The sequence below is a fragment of the Teichococcus aestuarii genome (genome assembly GCF_003116135.1).
GTDB classification, from domain to species: Bacteria; Pseudomonadota; Alphaproteobacteria; order Acetobacterales; family Acetobacteraceae; genus Pseudoroseomonas; species Pseudoroseomonas aestuarii.
On the sequence record NZ_PDOA01000003.1, the window covers coordinates 241,538 to 258,640 of the forward strand.

Here is a 17,103-nt window from a genome sequence, read left to right on the forward strand (position 1 = left end):
GGCCCATAGCGGCATTCTCAAGATCGTTTTCACTCCCTGTCGGCCCGCCGCAGGGCGGCTGTTCCGCCGGCGGCCCTCGCCCATGGCCGTCTGACGAGATACCGCGCGCAGCCGGAGCGGCCTAGGCCTCCCCCGCCCGGCGCAGAAGGGGTGCGCCGGGCCGCCGGATTTGCGACGCTGTGCCCGCCATCCCGGCAAGACGGAGGACACCATGCAGGTCGCGGTCTTCAGCACCAAATCCTATGACCGCCGGTTCCTCGATGCCGCCAACGCGGCGGCGGGCCAGCCCCACGCGCTGCGCTACCTGGAGGCGCGGCTGACGCGCGACAGCGCCACCCTCGCGGCCGGCGCCGAGGCCGTGTGCGCCTTCGTCAACGACGAGCTGGACCGCCCGGCGCTGGAAGCCCTGGCCTCGGGCGGCACAAGGCTGGTCGCGCTGCGCAGCGCGGGGTTCAACCATGTCGACCTCGCCGCGGCCGCTTCGCTCGGCCTCGCCGTGGCACGCGTGCCGGCCTATTCGCCGCATGCCGTGGCCGAGCACACCGTGGCGCTGATCCTGTCGCTCAACCGCAAGATCCACCGCGCCTATGCGCGGGTGCGGGAAGGGAACTTCGCGCTGGAGGGGCTGCTGGGCTTCGACCTTCGCGGCCGCACCGCCGGCATCGTCGGCGCCGGCAAGATCGGCCTCGCCGTCGCGCGGATCATGGCCGGATTCGGCTGCCGCGTGCTGGTGCACGACCCCTACCCCACCCCCGAGCTGGCGGCGATCGGCGCGACGGTGGCGCCGCTCGAGACGCTGCTGGCGGAGTCCGACATCGTGTCGCTGCACTGCCCGCTGACGCCGGACACCCGCCACCTGATCGACCATGCGGCCATCGCCCGCATGAAGCACGGCGTCATGCTCATCAACACGGGGCGCGGCGCGCTGGTCGATGCGCGGGCGCTGATCGAGGGGCTGAAGACCGGGGCGATCGGCCATCTGGGCCTCGACGTGTACGAGGAGGAGAGCGACCTGTTCTTCGAGGATCTGTCGGACCAGATCCTGCAGGACGATGTCTTCGCCCGGCTGCTCACCTTCCCGAACGTGCTGATCACCGGCCACCAGGCCTTCTTCACCGCCGAGGCGATGCAGGCCATCGCGCACACCACGCTGGAGAACCTGTCCAGCTTCGCGGCGACCGGCAGGCCCGTCCACGCGGTCGCGCCGCCGGCCTGATCCGCGGGCGGCGGCCCGGCCTCCGCAGGCCTGGCCTCGCATGCCCCGCCTTGCATACCCGGCCTCGCATGCCCCGCCTTGCATACCCGGCCTCGCATGCCCCGCCTTGCATGCCTGGCCTTGCATGCCCGGCTCAGCCGCGCTCCGGCTGGCCGGGCTGCCCGGCCCGGGTGGGGGGCGGCCAGTCTTCCATCCCGCCCGCCGGCAGGGCCGGCCGCTCCGCCAGCGCCTCGGCCAGGACGATGCGATTCCGGCCATTCCGCTTGGCGTGGTAGAGGGCGCCGTCCGCCGCCTTGACCAGTTGCTCGGCGGCCATCAGGCCGCTGCCATGGCTGGCCGTGGCAACGCCGATGCTGACCGTCACCACCCGGAACGGCGTGTTGTCCTCATGCGGCCATTGCAGCCCCTCGATGGCGGCGCGCGCCGCCTCGGCCATGCGGGCCGCGCCGGCGCTGTCCGTGTCCGGCAGGAGGAGCACCATCTCCTCCCCGCCATAGCGTGCGGCGAGGTCGGCCGGGCGGCGCGCCAGGGTGGACAGCGCGTCCGCCACCGCCTTCAGGCAGCAATCGCCCTGCGGATGGCCATGGCGGTCGTTGAACGGCTTGAAGCGGTCCACGTCCAGCAGCAGGAGCGACAGGGCGCCGTCGCCGCGCACCATGCGCCGCCACTCGCGCTCCAGCGTCTCGTCGAAGGCCCGGCGGTTGGCGAGGCCGGTCAGGCCGTCGGTGCTGGCCAGCCGATGCAGCTGCGCCTCCCGCGCCTTGTGCTCGCCGATGTCCCGGGCGACGATCACGGCGCCGTCGGGCCGGCCGGTGCGGGGGTCGCGCATGGGGTGCAGCGCCAGCTCGGCCCAGACCAGCGCACCGTCGCGCCGGTGCAGGCGGAGGGTGTGCCGGGTTGGCGGCAGCCCCTCCGAGACCATCCGCAGCAGTGTGGCCTGCATGGTGCCGCGGTCCTCGGCGGCCACGAGGTTGGGCATGAACTGCCCGGCGATCTGCTGCGGCTGCCAGCCCAGCCAGGGCTGGATGCCCGGCGAGACATAGCGGATGATGCACTGCATATCGACCCGCATCGCCACATCGCTTGAGTTCTCCGCCAGCGACCGGAAGCTGGCCTCGCTTTCCGCCAGGGCCTGGGCCACGCGGTGCCGCTCCAGGGCGCTGCGGGTCAGCCGGACGCCGAGAAAGGCGAGCAGCAGGATCAGCCCGCCGGTGATCATGGCCCGCTTCGCCAGATCATTCCGCCAGCCCGTCAGCACGTTCTCGACGGAGAGCGAGACCACCAGCAGGATCGGATGGTTCTCGGCCCGGTGGAAGGCGCCGATGCGCTTCACGCCGTCGATCGGCGAGATGTAGCGGTCCGGCTTCTCCGGCCCGTCCTTCCCGGATTGCAGGATGTCTTGCCGCAGCCTGCGGCGGCCGATCAGGTCGTCGCGCGGCGGATGGCGGACCAGCACAGTGCCGTCGTCGCGGAACAGGGCGACGGTGCTCTGCGGCCCCAGGCCGAGCCACGCGTAGTGCGCGACGAAATGGGCCGTCTCGATGGTGGCGACGGCCACCCCGGCCAGGCTGCCATCGGGGCCTTCGATCCGGCGCGAGAGGGTGAGCATCCACGCGCCCGACGCGCGGTCGCGCACGGGCAGGCCCAGATAAGCCACGCCGCCGCCCGCCGCACCCTGGTGGAGGAATTCGTCGCGCTCCGCCGGGCCGGCATCGGCGCCGGGATGGGACGTGGCGAGCAGGGCGCCGTCCGGGCCGTGGATGGAGAAGCGCAGGCCCCGCTGCAGCATGGTGGCCCGTCGCTCCAGCAACAGGTTCAGCCGGCCGAGGGCCGGAAGCTGCAGGCCCTCGCTCCGGGCGGTCTCCACGAGGCTGACCAGCATGACATCCGCCAGGCTCAGCATGTCATCGGCATGCTGCACCAGCGCGCGGGCCAGGCTGGTGACCGAGGCCTCGGCCTTCTGCAGCTGCTCGGCACGGGCGCGGACGCTGTTCAGGGTCTCGACCCCGAGCAGCGCCAGGCAGGCCAGCATGCCGAAGGCGGCCATGCGCAGGGGCAGGCTCCCGGCCGCGCCGTGCAGCCTGGAAGCCTGGGCCTTGAAGGGCAGGAGCAGACGCAAGGTGCGGCCTCGACAACCCGGGGAGCGACCGGCGCAGACTAGACCGGCTCCCTCCGCCCGTGGCCGCGGCCGGTGCCTCGATTTTGCCCGCCGGCCCCTGCCCCGGCGCCGTGGCGGCCGGCGCGGGGACACCCAGCCCCGCATTTCTGCGGTTTTGTTTTCCTTTGTCACCGGTCTAGTCTGCGTCGCAGGCCATCGGACGTATGGCCATCTGATAATATGGGAGAACGACCATGGATCGCAGGACGCTGCTTGGCGCCACGCTGGGAGTCGCGGGGGGGATCACGGGCTTCGCCATCACCGGGCGGGCCCAGGCCCAGGCCATCACCCTGAACGGCGCGTCACAGTTCAACGACGAGCACGCCTTCACCCGCTGCATCGTCCGGTTCGAGGAGCTGGTGAAGCAGTATTACGGCAAGCCCATCAACTTCATCCTGCACAAGAACAGCAGCCTGGGGCTGGAGAAGCAGTACTTCGAGTACATGGCGCAGGGCCGCGCGGTGGATTACGGCATCGTCTCGCCGGCGCACATGTCCACCTTCTCCCGCGCCGCGCCCTTCATCGACGCGCCCTTCCTGTTCCGCGACCTGCCGCACTGGAACAAGGTGCTGGAGCAGGACATGCTGAAGCCGATCGCCGAGGAGGTGGAGAAGCGGGCGCGGGTGATGCTGGTGGGCTATGCCGGCGGCGGCGTGCGCAACATCTTCGCCAGCCGCCCGGCCGGCAACCTGGAGGCGCTGCGCGGCATGAAGGTGCGGGTGCAGGGCGCGCCGATCTGGAGCCGCACCTTCGCCGCGGCCGGCATGTCCCCCACCGTCATCGCCTACAACGAGGTCTACAACGCCATCCAGAACAACGTCATCGAGGCGGGCGAGAACGAGGCGGCGGGCGTCGAGCAGATGCGCTTCTACGAGGTGGCGCCGCACCTCTCGATGACGCAGCACGCCATCACCATCCGCCCGCTCTGCTTCTCCGCCGTCACCTTCGCGCGGCTGCCGGCCGACCTGCAGGCGGCCATCCGCCGCGCCGGGCCGGAGGCCGCGGCCTATGGGCGGCAGATCGAATCCACCGAGGACGGGCAGAAGATCGCCGCGCTGGAGGCCGCGGGGCGGCTGAAGCGCGTGCCCTTCACCGACCGCGACGCGCTGCAGCAGAGGGTGTCGCCGGTGCTGGCCACCTACGCCAAGGAGATCGACGCGGAGGCCATCCTGCGCCGCATCGCCGACGTGACGAGCTGAGGGACAGGCCGCAGCGACCCTTGCCCTCCAGCCGGACGAAACGATGACTGAACCAAAACGGGCGGGGCCGCTGCGGCGCCTCGCCGACGCCTATGCGGCGCTGCTGCGGGGGCTGCTTGGCCTCAGCGTGCTGGTGCTGCTGTTCCCTGTCACGCTGCAGGTGTTCTCGCGCTACACCGCTGTCATCCCGCACTACATCTGGACGGAGGAGATGGCGCGCTTCGCGCTGGTCTGGATGGTGATGCTGGGCGCCATCCTGGCGGTGCGCGAGGGCACGCACTTCATCGTCGACGTGTTCCCCGTCCTCTCCCCGCGCGCGACGGCGCTGATGGAGCTGGTCTCCGGCAGCTTCGTGCTGGTGATGGCCGGGGTGTTCCTGTTCTGGGGCTGGGAGTTCACCGAGTTCGCCTTCTACCGCATCAGCGAGATGGCGGAGTTGCCGCTCTGGCTGATCCATATGGCCTGGCCGGTGGCCGGTGCTTCCTGGCTGCTGTTCATGGGGCTGCGCATGGCCGACGCGGCGCTGCTGCTGCGGAGGCGGGACGCATGAACGGGGCCGTCCTCTCCTCCGGCACGGCGGCGGCGCTGATGTTCGGGGTGTTCTTCGGGCTGATGGCGCTGCGCGTGCCGGTGGCCTTCTGCCTCGGCCTCGCCTGCCTGCCGATCATGCTGATCGAGCCGCACCTCTCCCCCGCGCTGATGGTGCAGGAGACCTTCAACGCCTACAACAGCTTCATCCTGCTGGCGGTGCCCTTCTTCCTGCTCACCGCCAACCTGATGAATGTCGGCGGCATCACCGACCGGCTGATGCGGCTGGCGCGGGCGCTGGTCGGGCACTTCCCCGGCGGGCTGGCGCAGATCAACGTGGTACTCTCCTTCTTCTTCGCCGGCATCTCCGGCAGCTCCACCGCCGATGCCGCCAGCCAGGGCAAGATCTTCATCGAGGCGCAGCGCAAGGAGGGGTATGACGACAGCTTCTCCGTCGCCATCACCGCCGTTTCGGCGGTGCTCGCCGTCATCATCCCGCCCTCGATCCTGATGATCGTCTGGGGCGGCGTGCTCAGCGTCTCCATCGGCGCGCTGTTCCTGGCGGGCGTGGTGCCGGGGCTGCTGATCGCGGGGGTGCAGATGGCCACGGTGCACACCTACGCCAAGCTGCGCGGCTACCCGACCTATCCGCGCTCCACCCTGCGGGAGCTGGGCGTGGCGCTGTTCGTGGCGCTGCCGGCGCTCACCACGCCCTTCATCATCATCGGCGGCAAGCTGTTCGGCTGGTTCACCGCCACGGAATCCGCCTGCATCGCGGTGCTCTACGCCTGCGCCCTCTCGCTGCTGGTCTACCGCGAGATGGACATGAAGGGGCTGTGGGCGGCGCTGCTCGATTCCGGGCGGCTGGCGGCGGTGGCGCTGTTCTGCGTCGGCACCGCCAGCGCCTTCGGCTGGCTGCTGGCCTATTACGAGATCCCGAAGGTGCTGCTGGCCGGCGTCGAGGCCTGGGGCATGGGGCCGCTCGGGGTGGGCCTGTTCATCGCCGCGGTGTTCCTGATCACGGGGTGCTTCCTCGACGCGATCCCGGCCATCATCATCGTCGGCAGCATCCTCCAGCCGCTCACCGTCTCGGTCGGCATCGACCCGGTGCAGTTCGCCATGATCGGCATCGTCTCGCTGGCCTTCGGGCTGGTCACGCCGCCCTATGGCCTCTGCCTGATGATCGCCTGCTCGGTGGCGGGGATGCGCATGGCGGATGCGCTGAAGGACACCTTCATCATGCTGATGCCGATGCTGGCGGTGCTGCTGCTGATCATCGCCTGGCCCGGGCTGGTGCTGTTCCTGCCGAGCCTCGTCTCGCCGGAATTCCTCAACTGAATCCGGGAGGGGGCCGCCGCGCCCCCTCCCCGCCGCCCCCTTGCCGGCGGGGCCGCGAAGCACGATCTCCGCCCTTCAGGCGGCACGGCCCGGCATGGTGCCGGCCGGCCGCCGCACGGATCAGGCGGAACACGGACGGATGGCGTCACAGCTCTGGTTTCTGGGCAGCCTGCTGGTGGCGCTGGGCATCGCCGCGCATGTGCTGGGCTGGGACACCCTGCTCTGGATCCCGGCCATGCTGCTGGAGACGGTGGAGCGGAGCCCGGGCACGGCCGGCCTCATCGTCGCCGGCGGCATGCTGATGCTGGTGGCGCGGCTGATCGGCCGGCGGCGGCGGGACTGAGGCGCGCCTCAGCGCCGGCGGCGGCCGCGCGAGATACGCCAGAGGCCCAGCCCGTAGCGCGCCACCCCATAGCCGCCCAGCCCGAGACCGAGCAGGCTGGCACCCCAGATCAGGGCGGCGAGGATGTCCTGCCCCCCCATGCTCAGCCTTGGCGATCGTTCCTCATCGCCCGATCATGCGCCTTCCACAACGTGAATTCCAGCCTCAGCACATAAGCCAGGGACAGCAGCGCCGTGGCCAGCAGAGCCGCCCCATAGGCGCTCCGCAGCGCCGGGCGCACGGCGCGCGCCAGCAGGGCGGGGTCCGACATCGCCACCAGCCCCAGCACCGCCGCATGGGCGCAGAGGAAGAACAGCAGCAGCGCCACCGCCCAGCGGTTGAAGGCCCCCGCGCACTGCCAGGCACGGTCCGGTGCGCAGGCGCGGAACACCAGGTCCGAGACCGGCCACAGCGCCAGCAGCAGCCCCAGCGCCGAGGCCTGCGGGCCGAAGCGCACGAGCATTTCGCCCAGCTCCAGCACCGGCAGGGGAGAGCGGTAATTGTCGCGGAAGATCACCGCCAGTGTGCCCAGCAGTCCAAAAGTCTGGGCCAGGGTCCAGCGCGCCAGATTTTCCATGCCCTCCTCCCGTCCTGCCTTGGTGTGCCATGCGGTCGGGAGCGGGGCAATGTTCTTCTTTTGTTCGAACGATCACGCACGCGGGAAAGGGGTGGCGGCGCACTCCGCCACAGCCCCGGCGTGCATCGCCACCGGCGGGAGGGGACGGAACGCCTGCCCTGCCCCCGCGTTCCCTCTCCAGACGCTGCCAAGGCCCCTGCCATGCCACCTCGCACAGACGCCGACACCGATGCCACCCGCCGCCGCCTGGAGGCCGTCGCCCGCCTGCTGGACAGCCGCTGGCGCCTTCCCCTCACCAACATCCGCTTCGGCGCCGATCCGGTGCTGAACCTGGTGCCCGGCCTGGGTTTGCTGGCCTCCAAGGGAGTGTCGGTCTACCTGCTGTGGGAGGCGCGGCGGCTCGGCGTGCCGTTGCCCACGCTGCTGCGGATGCTGGGCCATCTCGGCCTCGACACGCTGATCAGCGCGGTGCCGGTGGTCGGCTGGGCGGGGGACGTGTTCTACCGCGCCAATCTGCGCAACATGCGGCTGCTGCGCGAGCACCTGGACCGCCCGCTCGACAGCCCCCCGCTGGACATGCCCTCGCCGGACAGGCCGTCATCGCGCCGCTTGCCGCCGGGCTGAGGCCCGGCCGTCAGCCGGCGGGGGTGCCCAGCAGGTGCAGCACCAGCTCCCGCCGGTGCGGCCGGGTGCGGTGCTCGCAGAGATAGACGGCCTGCCAGCGGCCCAGCACCGGCTTCCCCTCCAGCACGGGGATGGAAAGCTGCGTCTGGGTCAGCACGGCCCGCAGATGGGCGGGCATGTCGTCCGGCCCCTCCTCGTCATGCCGGTAGGCCATGGCATCGCCATCCGGCACCAGGCGGCCGAGGAAATCCTCCAGGTCCTGCAGCACCTCGGGCGAGGCATTCTCCTGCACCAGCAGCGAGGCGGAGGTATGGCGGCACCAGATTGTCAGCAGGCCGGTGCCGATGCCGCATTCCGCCACCCAGCCGCAGAGCGGCGCGGTGATGTCGCGCAGGCCGCGCCCGCGGGTGGCGACCTCCAGGCGGTGGCTGTGCTGCCGCATGGCGCGCGGCTCAGTGCGGCCGCTGGGCGCGCAGCTCGGCCAGCACGGCCCGCAGCTTCGCATGCGCGGCGGCCACGTCCGGGCGCAGCAGGAAGCCGCCCATCTTCTGCCGGATCTCCGCCGCCTCGCCATCACCCTCCTCCACCAGGCCGGTGGCGCGGGACAGGAAGCCCTGCATCGCCTCCGGCGAAGGGGTGGCGCCCTTCGCGCCGGCCTCGTCGATGGCCAGGATCAGGTCGCTCAGCCGGCGCAGCCAGAGGAAGGCGGGGTCGTGCATCACCGCCTGCAGCAGGGCATAGGGATTGCCGGCCGCGGGGGAACCGGAGGCCTGGGCGTTCAGCAGGCTGCGGTGCAGCTCGGCGATGGCGGCCGCCAGCCGGCGATGCGGCAGTGCGGCGGGGGCGGTGCGAGGCTGGATCATGTCTTCCGCTATACCCGCCACGCGCCGGAAGGCGAGAGAGGGGATGCCGCGCAGGCATGAAAAAGGCCGGCATCGCAAGGATGCCGGCCCGGTGCGGAAGAGCCCGGCCCGGGCTCTCCCTGTCCGCGTCAGGCAACGACCGGATCGTAGGCACCGGTCCGGCCCTCGGCGAGGCCGTACTGGATCCAGTGGGCCGCGAGGGCATCGGCCGAGGTCACGCCCGCCGAGGCCAGGTCCATGTTCGCAGCGGCGTAGCTCGCCTCGTTGAACTGGTCGACCACGCGCTCCTCGGCGTAGCCGTTCTGGATGTAGTGCAGCGCACCGGCATCGGCATAGGCCTCGGCGCCATTGCCGCCGCGGAAGGCCTCGATCAGGTCGGTGTGGCTGGCCACATACTGCAGCCCGTCGAAGCCGACGGTACGCTCCTCGGCGCGGCCATTCTGGATGTAGTGGGCCGCGCCCGCATCCTCGATCGCCATCGCGCCACCGGCGCCCTTGAAGGCATCGATCAGGTCGCCGTAGCTGGCGACGTAGTCGAGGCCGTCAAAGCTGACGGCCCGGCCCTCATTGAAGCCGTTCTGCACATAGTGCTCCGTGCCGAGCGCCTCATTCACGCCGAAGGCGCTGATCAGATCCTCGTGGCTGGCGATGTAGGAGAGACCCGCGAAGTCGGTCGGGCGGCCCTCGGCGCGGCCGGCGGCCAGGTAGTGGCGCGCGCCGCCCTGGTCGGAATTGGCGCCGAAATCCTCGTTCGCCAGCACATCCGGGTTGGCGGCCAGATAGGCATTGCCGTCAAAGCTGAGCTGGCGACCCTCGACGGAGCCGAAATCGCGGAAGTGATCCCACGCCGCGTCCGGGTTCACGCCCAGTGCGTCGGCCACGTCCAGATTCGACGCCAGATAGGTGTAGGCGAAGAATTCGTTGAAATCGTCGAGCTCGTAGGTGCCGGGATTGTCGGCGAACTCCAGCCCTTCGACGTCCAGAAGGCTCTTCACTCCCTCAGGGCCGCGCAGGATGCCTTCATCCTCGTAGCGATAGACCTCCCACTGGGCGATATCGCCGCCGACGCGGACGGTGTCCCGGCCATCGCCGCCCTCGATGCGGTCATTGCCGAGGCCCGGATAGATCAGGTCATCGCCGCCACGGGCCTCGACACGGTCATTGCCCCCGAGCGCGACAATGATGTCGTTCTCTCGCGAATTGGAGGAAACGAGGTCGTCGTTGCCTTCAGTGCCCTGGATGATAGCCATTGGCGTTTCTCCTTCTTCGTCCGCGCAGGAAAACGGCCAGAAGCGGAGGCGGTTTCTTTTTCGGCCAGGCTGTTACGCAGTCGTCACACGGGCGCGGACCTCGGCATCCCGCTCGCGGGGCCAGGCGAAGAAGGTGAACACGTACCGCTCCGAGGCCGCGCCGAAGACCGAAGGATCAGGGCTGGCGCGGTGCATGCGGGGCCGGTCCAGCGCCGCGATGGGGTGCCAGGCGCCATCCAGATGGAAGGCCGTGTGGTAATCCAGCCCGTCGAGGAAGGCCGGCACCGCCCAGGTCGCGCCTTCACGATGCCGTTCCTCCAGCTCCAGCGTCAGCAGGGGGCGGCAGCGGCGCAGCGTCTGCCGCGCGCCGCGCAGCACCTCGTACTCGGCGCCCTCGGCGTCGATCTTGAGCGCGGCCATCTCAGCCAGCGCCAGGCTGTCCAGCGTGATGGCGGGCACCGCGACGCGCTGCGTGTCAATGCGCGCGCCATAGCCGGCGTAGGATTTCACGGTGGAGGCCCACTGCTCCTGCGGCACGCCGTCCAGCACCGGCAGTGCCAGCTCCAGCGTGCCGGGGGCGTCGGAGAGCGCCTCCCGCCGCAGCGTGACATTGCCGAGACCGGCACAGGCGCGCGCGAGGCGCGCATGGGCCTGCGGCAGGGGCTCGAAGGCCAGCACCCGCGCGCCCGGCAGCCGCGCCAGCGGCAGGGTCAGCAGCCCGTCATGCGCGCCGACATCGACGATCAGGCCCGGCCGGTGCAGCCGCGTGAGGAAGGTGAGCTCGTCCATCGGCGCAGAAGGCCATGGCGGCGGCCCGGCGGCCACCGCCCTCCCCTTCAGTTGACCACGGCGATCTGCTGCGGGTCGAACTCCAGCCAGACCGTCTCGCCCACCTCGTGCACCTGCAGGGGCGGTGCCGTCACGCGCAGCTGCAGCCCGCTCTCCCGCGGGTGCACGACGTAGTCCCAGGATTCGCCCAGATAGGTGCGCTGGGCCACGGTGGCGGGCAGCAGCGGGTAGCCGTCGCGCGCGGCGGGCTGGGTGCGGTGCAGCGCCATGCTCTGCGGCCGCACGGAGAGCAGGATGGGCCGCGCCGAATCCGGCGGCGCGCCGCCGAGCTGCGCCGCGCGCAGGGCGAAGCCGTCCAGCCCGATTTCGCCATTCGCCAGCCGCCCCTCCAGCAGGTTGGTGCGGCCGATGAAGGCGGCGACGAAGCGCGTGCGCGGCCGCGTATAGATCAGGTGCGGCGCATCCACCTGCTCGATGCGCCCGGCATTCATCACCGCGATGCGGTCGGCCGTCGCCATCGCCTCCGACTGGTCGTGCGTGACATAGACGGTGGTGATGCGGAACTCGTCGTGCAGGCGGCGGATCTCGAAGCGCATCTCCTCGCGCAGGTTGGCGTCGAGGTTGGAGAGCGGCTCGTCGAGCAGCAGCACGGAGGGCTGCACCACGATGGCGCGGGCCAGCGCCACGCGCTGCTGCTGCCCGCCGGAAAGCTCGGAGGGGTAGCGGTCCGCCAGGTGGCTCATCTTCACCACCTCCAGGATGCGGCCGATGCGCGACTTCACCTCGGCGGAGGGCAGCTTCTGCAGCTTCAGCCCGAAGCCGACATTCTCCGCCACCGTCATGTTCGGCCAGATGGCGTAGCTCTGGAAGATCATCGACATGCGGCGCCGCTCCGGCGGCAGCACGGCGCCGGGGGCGGAGAGCACCTCGCCATTCATGCTGATGCTGCCCTCGGTCGGCTCGATGAAGCCCGCGATCATGCGCAGCGTCGTCGTCTTGCCGCAGCCCGAGGGGCCGAGGAGGGAGACGAACTCCCCCTCCTCCAGCGTCAGGTCCACATCGTTCACCACCTTGAGCGGGCCATAGGCCTTGCCGAGGCCCTTGAGCGTCAGACGGGGCATGTCTCTCAGTTCCTCCGCAGCATGAAGTCGCGGCCGGCCAGCTTCATGCCGATGGCGACGAGAATGAGCGTGATGGCGAGCAGCAGCCCGCCGAAGGCCGCCAGCACCTCGAAATTGCCGGCCTCGCTGAGGTCGTAGAGCAGCACCGACATGGTGCGCGTGCGCGGCCCCACCAGGAACACCGCCGCCGACAGCTCGCGCGAGGCGACGATGAAGACGATCAGCCAGCCGCCGATGAGGCTGCGGCTGATCAGCGGCGCGGTGATGCGCCGGATGGTCAGCAGCCGCCCGCCGCCCAGGATGCGCGAGGCCTCCTCCATCTCCGGGTGCACGGCGCGCACCGCGGCGGAGGAGTTGGCGAAGGCGATGGGCAGGAAGCGCGCGGTGAAGGCCAGGATGATGATCAGCGCCGTGCCATAGAGCGCCACCGGCGGCGCCGCGTAGGCGGCGTAGAAGCCGATCGCCATGACGATGCCGGGGATGACGAAGGGCGCCATGGCCAGGAAGCCCAGCGCCGAGCCGAAGGGCACCAGCCGCCGCGCCACGATGTAGGCCACCAGCACCGCGATGATCACCGCCGCCGTCGCCGAGGCGGCCGAGAACCACAGCGTGTTCCAGATGGAGGTGAGCGCCATCTCGTGCCGGAACAGCAGGTAGGCGTAGTTGTCCAGCGTCAGGTTGGCGAGCGAGAGGCCGCGCCCCCAGGCCTTGGCGAAGGAGGCCTGCAGCAGCACCACCAGCGGCATCAGCACCGAGAGAGCGCCGACGAACACGCAGTAGCCGAGCACCGCCCAGCGCCAGCCACCGAGGCGGATCGGCCGCCGCTCGCCGCCCTTGCCGGTCTGCGAGACGAAGCCCTTGCGCGCCAGCAGCAGCTTCTGCACCGCGATCATGCCGATGGTGATGAGCAGCAGCGGCATGGCGTAGGCCGCCGCCACCTCCACCCGCACCGGATACTCGAAGAACTGCCAGAGCTGCGTGGTGACGACGTTGATGCGCGCCGGGATGCCGATGATGGCCGGCGTGCCGAACAGCGCCACCGTCTCCAGGAACACCACGATGATGCCGCCCAGCACGGCGGGCCAGACCAGCGGCAGCGTCACCTTGCGCATCGCCGTCCAGGTGCCGGCGCCGAGGATGTTGGCGGCGTCCTCCATCTCCGAGGAGATCAGGTCGAGCGCCGACTTCACGAAGATGAAGATCAGCGGGAAGGAGTGCAGCGCGATGACGAGGGCGAGCCCGGCGAAGCTGTAGACGTTGACCAGCGGCGATTCGATGCCCGTCAGCCAGGTCCAGGCCTGGTTGAGGAAGCCGGAATTCGGCCCCGCCAGCAGGATCCAGCCCACCGCGCCGAGATAGGGCGGCATGATGAAGGCGCCCATCACCATCGCCCAGGTGAAGCCCTTGCCCGGCATGTCGGTGCGCGAGACCGCCCAGGCCATCGGCACCGCGAAGATCACCGAGAAGAAGGAGGAGAGCGCGCCCAGCATCAGCGAGTTGCCGAGCGCCTCCAGGTAGCGCACGCGGCCATAGGCGGTGGCGTAGTTGGAGAGGGTGAAGGCGCCGGTGCCCTGCTCCTCGAAGGAGACGACCAGCAGCTTGCCGATCGGCACCGCCACCAGGAACAGCAGCGTGGCCACCAGCAGGACCCAGAGCAGGTTGGAGGGCTCCAGGTAGCGCAGGCGCCTGAGCAACCCTGGCCGCCGCGCCTCCAGCGCGGCGGGCTTGGGCAGGATGGCGGCGGAATCCGTCATGCGGTCGCCTCTCCCTCGCGGTTGGTGTGCGTGTTCAGATGCCGAAGGTGTCGCGCCATTGTTCCTTCACCTCCGTCACCCCGGTCTCGATCTCCTGCGGCGTGGGCATGATGATCTTGATGGATTCGAGCGGCTTCGCGCCCTCGGGCGGCGGCACGTCGCCGCGCAGGGACTCCGAGAAGTACTTGCGGGTGACACGGAAGTATTCCGGGCCGGTGGCGAATTCCATGAACAGCTTCGCCGCGTTCGGGTGTGGCGCGTTCTTCTGGATGCAGCTCGGCGAGGGCACCACCACCGTGCCGTCGGTCGGGTAGATCAGCTCCTGCGGATTGCCGCGCGAGATCGACAGCAGCGCGGTGGCCGAGGGCACGGCGACGCCGATGCTGCGCTCGCCCGCGTTCAGCGCCGTCACGGGGTCGATGCTGGAGCGGCCGATCTGCGGCCGGTTCTTCTCCAGCTTGGTGAAGTACTCCCAGCCATACATCTTGCGCATCAGCACGGCCCAGGCGCCGATGGCACCGCTGAAGCCCGGGTGGCCCACCGCCATCTTGCCGCGCCACTTCGGGTCCAGCAGGTCCTGCCAGCTCTTCGGCGCCTCCGCCGCCGGCACCTGCCCGGTGTGGCGGGAGAGCAGGTGCACGCCGATGTAGAAGACGTGGAACTGGCCGTCCGGGTCGCCAGCCTTGCGGGCGAACTCCAGCAGGCCGGCGGCGTTCTGCGGGGTGTAGGCCATCAGCCGCCCCTGCCGCTTGAGGAAGGTGGAGTGGCTGTAGTCGACCGAGCTGAACACGTCGCATTGCGCCACGCCCGCGCGGATGTCCTGCGAAAGCCGCTGGAACGCCACCTGCGAGGTGCTGCGCACCACGTTGACATGCACGCCCGGGTAGCGCTCGCCGAAGGCGCGCCCCACCGCCTCGGAGGTCTCGGCGCTCTGCTGGCCGGAATACCAGGTGACCTGGCCTTCCCGCTTCGCGGCCTCGTAGAGCGCGCGCTCATGCGCCGGCAGGTCCTGGGCGGCGGCGCGCATCGCGGCGCCGCCGCTGCCGATGATGGCGGCACTGGCCAACAGGCCACGCCGGCTGATCCCTTGCATCGTCTCTCTCCCTCTCATTGCTTCTTGGCAGTCCGCCCCGGCGTCGTTGCGCCGGGGGGGGTCATCAGATCAGACGCCGAAGGTGTCGCGCCAGAGTTCCTTCACCTCCTGCCCGTCCCGTTCCAGCGCCTTGGGATCGGCGGTGATCAGCGGCACCTCGTCGAGCGGGCGGGAACCGGGGGGCGGCGGCACCTCGGGGCGCAGCGACTCGCTGAAGAAGGGCCGGGTCACGGCGTAGTAGGTCGGGCTGGTCATGAACTCCATGAACAGCCTGGCGGCGTTCGGATGCGGCGCGTCCTTCAGCGCGCCGCTCGGCGCCGGCACCATCAGCGTGCCGTCCGTCGGATAGATCAGCGTGATCGGGTTGCCGCGCGAGATGGACAGCAGCGTGGTGGCGGAGGGGATGGCGGCGCCGATCTGCCGCTCCCCGGCATTCAGCATCGTCACCGGGTCGGCGCTGGAGCGGCCGATCTGCGGCTGGTTCTTCTCCAGCGCCTTGAAGTAGTCCCAGCCATACTTCTCGCGCATCGCCAGGCACCAGGAGGTGATGGCGCCGCTGTAGCCCGGATGGCCGACGGCGATCCGGCCGCGCCATTTCGGGTCGGTCAGCTCCTTCCAGCTCTTCGGCGCCTCGGCCTCCGAGACGTCCGTGCTGCGCCGCGCCATCAGGAACAGGCCGAGATAGGTGACCTGGAAGTGCCCGTCCGGGTCGCCCGCCTCCTTCGCGGCGCGGATCAGCCCTTCCGCATTGTGCGGCTTGTAGGGCATCAGCCGGCCCTGCCGCTTCAGGTAGGCGGCGTGGCTGTGGTCGGTGGAGCTGAACACGTCGCATTGCGCGACGCCGGCGCGCATGTCCTGCGCCAGCCGCTGGAACGCCACCTGCGAGGTGCTGCGCACCACGTTGACGGTGATGCCGGGGAAGCGCTCGGTGAAGCCGCGCCCGATCGCCTGCGAGGGCTCGGCCTGGTACTGGCCGGTGTACCAGGTGATCTGCCCTTCCCGCTTCGCCGCCTCGTAGAGCTCCTTCTCGTGCGGCCGCAGCTCCTGCGCCGCCGCGGGGGCGAGGCGCGCCATGGCGCCACCGGCAGCGAGCCCCAGCATCAGGCGCCTGTTCAGGATCATCATCGTCATTTCCTCCCTTGTCACGGCGGGGTGGCGGCTCTGCGTCCGCCTTGCGCGCCCCGCTCGGTGCCAGCCCGGCCCTTGGGCCGGGGACAACAGCTTCCCGGCCCTTGGGCCGGGGACAACAGCTTTCCGGCCCTTGGGCCGGGGACTACAGCTTCCTGGCCCTTGGGCCGGGGAAACAGTTCAGCGCCCGGTGAAGGCCGGCGGCCGCTTCTCCTGGAAGGCGCGGCGGCCCTCGGCGTAGTCGGCGCTGTCGAAGCAGGCGCGGTTCAGCCGCTCCACCAGGGCGTTGTCGCGCGCCATCGGGTCGCCGGCGATCTGGTCGATCGCCACCTTCGACGCCTCCACCGAGAGCGGGGCGTTGCGCGCGATCTGCAACGCCAGCTCGGTCACGGTGGCCTCCAGCGCCTCGGGCGGCACCACGCGGTTGATCAGCCCGCAGGCCAGCGCCTCCGCGGCGTCGAGCTGGCGGCCGGTGAACAGGATCTCCTTGGCCATGGCCGGCCCCGCCAGCGCCACCAGCCGCGAGAGGCTCTCATAGCCATAGGCGATGCCGAGCTTCGCGGCGGGAATGCCGAAGCGGCTGTCGGCCGAGGCGATGCGCAGATCGGCCATCAGCGCCGTGGCGTAGCCGCCGCCGATGCAGAAGCCCTGGATCATCGCGATCAGCGGCTTGCGCAGCCCTTCCAGACGGCGGCGCGCCTCGCCGCTGCGGCGGCCATATTCCTGCTGCGCCGCCGCATCGGCGCGCACGCGGTCGAACTCGCTGATGTCGGCGCCGGAGGCGAAGGCCTTGCCGCCCGCGCCATGCATCACCACCACGCGCACCGCGTCGTCGGCCGCGAAGTCGTCGGCCGCGGCGGCGATCGCGTCCCACATGGCGAGCGAGATGGCGTTGCGCTTCTCCGGCTGGTTGATGGTCAGCCAGCCGATGCCGTCCTGCTTGCGGGTGAGGATCTTGTTGGCGGCGTCAGGGGAAAACTGAATGTTCATGGAATGCCGGGCCTTGCTGCAATGCCAGATGCGGTCACGCGCGTCGGGGGAAAGGCGCCGGGCCGGAGACCGGCGGGCGGCGTATGGCACCGG

Annotated in this window: 18 protein-coding genes; 6 read left to right on the top strand and 12 right to left on the bottom strand. The window is 70.4% G+C overall.

Annotated features, from left to right (window positions below):
• Positions 1-211 precede the first annotated feature (211 nt).
• Positions 212-1,216, top strand: a complete 1,005-nt coding sequence (locus CR165_RS06560) for a 2-hydroxyacid dehydrogenase (RefSeq protein ID WP_109516167.1) — start codon at positions 212-214, stop codon at positions 1,214-1,216.
• A 133-nt stretch (positions 1,217-1,349) separates the two neighbouring features.
• On the opposite strand, the gene CR165_RS06565 is transcribed toward CR165_RS06560, so the two are convergent.
• Complete coding sequence (locus CR165_RS06565) at positions 1,350-3,335, bottom strand: sensor domain-containing diguanylate cyclase (protein WP_181378024.1); 1,986 nt, start codon at positions 3,333-3,335, stop codon at positions 1,350-1,352.
• Positions 3,336-3,568: 233 nt separating this feature from the next.
• Here CR165_RS06565 and CR165_RS06570 point away from each other — a divergent pair, with 233 nt between their 5' ends.
• The 4 genes from CR165_RS06570 to CR165_RS06585 all read left to right on the top strand — a co-directional run bounded on the left by CR165_RS06570 (position 3,569) and on the right by CR165_RS06585 (position 6,782).
• A complete protein-coding gene (locus CR165_RS06570) occupies positions 3,569-4,573 on the top strand; it encodes a TRAP transporter substrate-binding protein (RefSeq protein WP_109516169.1) in 1,005 nt (334 codons plus the stop codon).
• 43 nt (positions 4,574-4,616) lie between these two features.
• Positions 4,617-5,123 carry a TRAP transporter small permease gene (locus tag CR165_RS06575; RefSeq protein ID WP_109516170.1) on the top strand — a complete coding sequence of 169 codons (507 nt, stop codon included), beginning with the start codon at positions 4,617-4,619 and terminating at the stop codon, positions 5,121-5,123.
• Positions 5,120-6,439 (top strand): TRAP transporter large permease, encoded by a 1,320-nt coding sequence (locus CR165_RS06580; protein ID WP_109516171.1) that lies wholly within the window; start codon positions 5,120-5,122, stop codon positions 6,437-6,439. Before CR165_RS06575 ends, CR165_RS06580 begins: the two co-directional genes overlap by 4 nt.
• Before the next feature lie 139 nt (positions 6,440-6,578).
• Positions 6,579-6,782, top strand: coding sequence for a hypothetical protein (locus tag CR165_RS06585; RefSeq protein ID WP_109516172.1), 204 nt, complete (start codon positions 6,579-6,581; stop codon positions 6,780-6,782).
• An 8-nt stretch (positions 6,783-6,790) separates the two neighbouring features.
• Here the strand turns inward: CR165_RS06585 and CR165_RS25970 are convergent, their stop codons facing one another.
• Positions 6,791-6,922: a hypothetical protein gene (locus CR165_RS25970; RefSeq protein WP_281262096.1), complete on the bottom strand. Its 132-nt coding sequence runs from the start codon at positions 6,920-6,922 to the stop codon at positions 6,791-6,793.
• Positions 6,923-6,924: 2 nt separating this feature from the next.
• A complete protein-coding gene (locus CR165_RS06590) occupies positions 6,925-7,398 on the bottom strand; it encodes a hypothetical protein (RefSeq protein WP_109516173.1) in 474 nt (157 codons plus the stop codon).
• 201 nt (positions 7,399-7,599) lie between these two features.
• On the opposite strand from CR165_RS06590, the gene CR165_RS06595 reads away from it, so the two are divergent.
• Positions 7,600-8,022, top strand: coding sequence for a DUF4112 domain-containing protein (locus CR165_RS06595; protein ID WP_109516174.1), 423 nt, complete (start codon positions 7,600-7,602; stop codon positions 8,020-8,022).
• Positions 8,023-8,032: 10 nt separating this feature from the next.
• On the opposite strand, the gene CR165_RS06600 is transcribed toward CR165_RS06595, so the two are convergent.
• The 9 genes from CR165_RS06600 to CR165_RS06640 form a co-directional block, all read right to left on the bottom strand.
• Entirely contained in the window at positions 8,033-8,464 is a 432-nt protein-coding gene (locus tag CR165_RS06600) for a secondary thiamine-phosphate synthase enzyme YjbQ (RefSeq protein ID WP_109516175.1), read from the bottom strand.
• Positions 8,465-8,474: 10 nt separating this feature from the next.
• A complete protein-coding gene (locus CR165_RS06605; RefSeq protein WP_109516176.1) occupies positions 8,475-8,885 on the bottom strand; it encodes a hypothetical protein in 411 nt (136 codons plus the stop codon).
• Between the two features lie 128 nt (positions 8,886-9,013).
• Complete coding sequence (locus CR165_RS06610) at positions 9,014-10,135, bottom strand: hypothetical protein (protein WP_109516177.1); 1,122 nt, start codon at positions 10,133-10,135, stop codon at positions 9,014-9,016.
• Between the two features lie 72 nt (positions 10,136-10,207).
• Complete coding sequence (locus CR165_RS06615) at positions 10,208-10,924, bottom strand: FkbM family methyltransferase (RefSeq protein ID WP_109516178.1); 717 nt, start codon at positions 10,922-10,924, stop codon at positions 10,208-10,210.
• A 47-nt stretch (positions 10,925-10,971) separates the two neighbouring features.
• Complete coding sequence (locus CR165_RS06620) at positions 10,972-12,045, bottom strand: ABC transporter ATP-binding protein (protein ID WP_109516179.1); 1,074 nt, start codon at positions 12,043-12,045, stop codon at positions 10,972-10,974.
• Positions 12,046-12,050: 5 nt separating this feature from the next.
• Positions 12,051-13,799: an ABC transporter permease gene (locus tag CR165_RS06625; protein WP_109516180.1), complete on the bottom strand. Its 1,749-nt coding sequence runs from the start codon at positions 13,797-13,799 to the stop codon at positions 12,051-12,053.
• A gap of 34 nt (positions 13,800-13,833) precedes the next feature.
• Positions 13,834-14,892, bottom strand: coding sequence for an ABC transporter substrate-binding protein (locus tag CR165_RS06630; RefSeq protein ID WP_109516181.1), 1,059 nt, complete (start codon positions 14,890-14,892; stop codon positions 13,834-13,836).
• A 69-nt stretch (positions 14,893-14,961) separates the two neighbouring features.
• The gene (locus CR165_RS06635; protein WP_109516182.1) at positions 14,962-16,017 is read right to left on the bottom strand and encodes an ABC transporter substrate-binding protein; all 1,056 of its coding nucleotides are present in this window, start codon (positions 16,015-16,017) and stop codon (positions 14,962-14,964) included.
• A gap of 183 nt (positions 16,018-16,200) precedes the next feature.
• A complete protein-coding gene (locus tag CR165_RS06640; protein WP_181378025.1) occupies positions 16,201-17,010 on the bottom strand; it encodes an enoyl-CoA hydratase in 810 nt (269 codons plus the stop codon).
• Positions 17,011-17,103 lie beyond the last annotated feature (93 nt).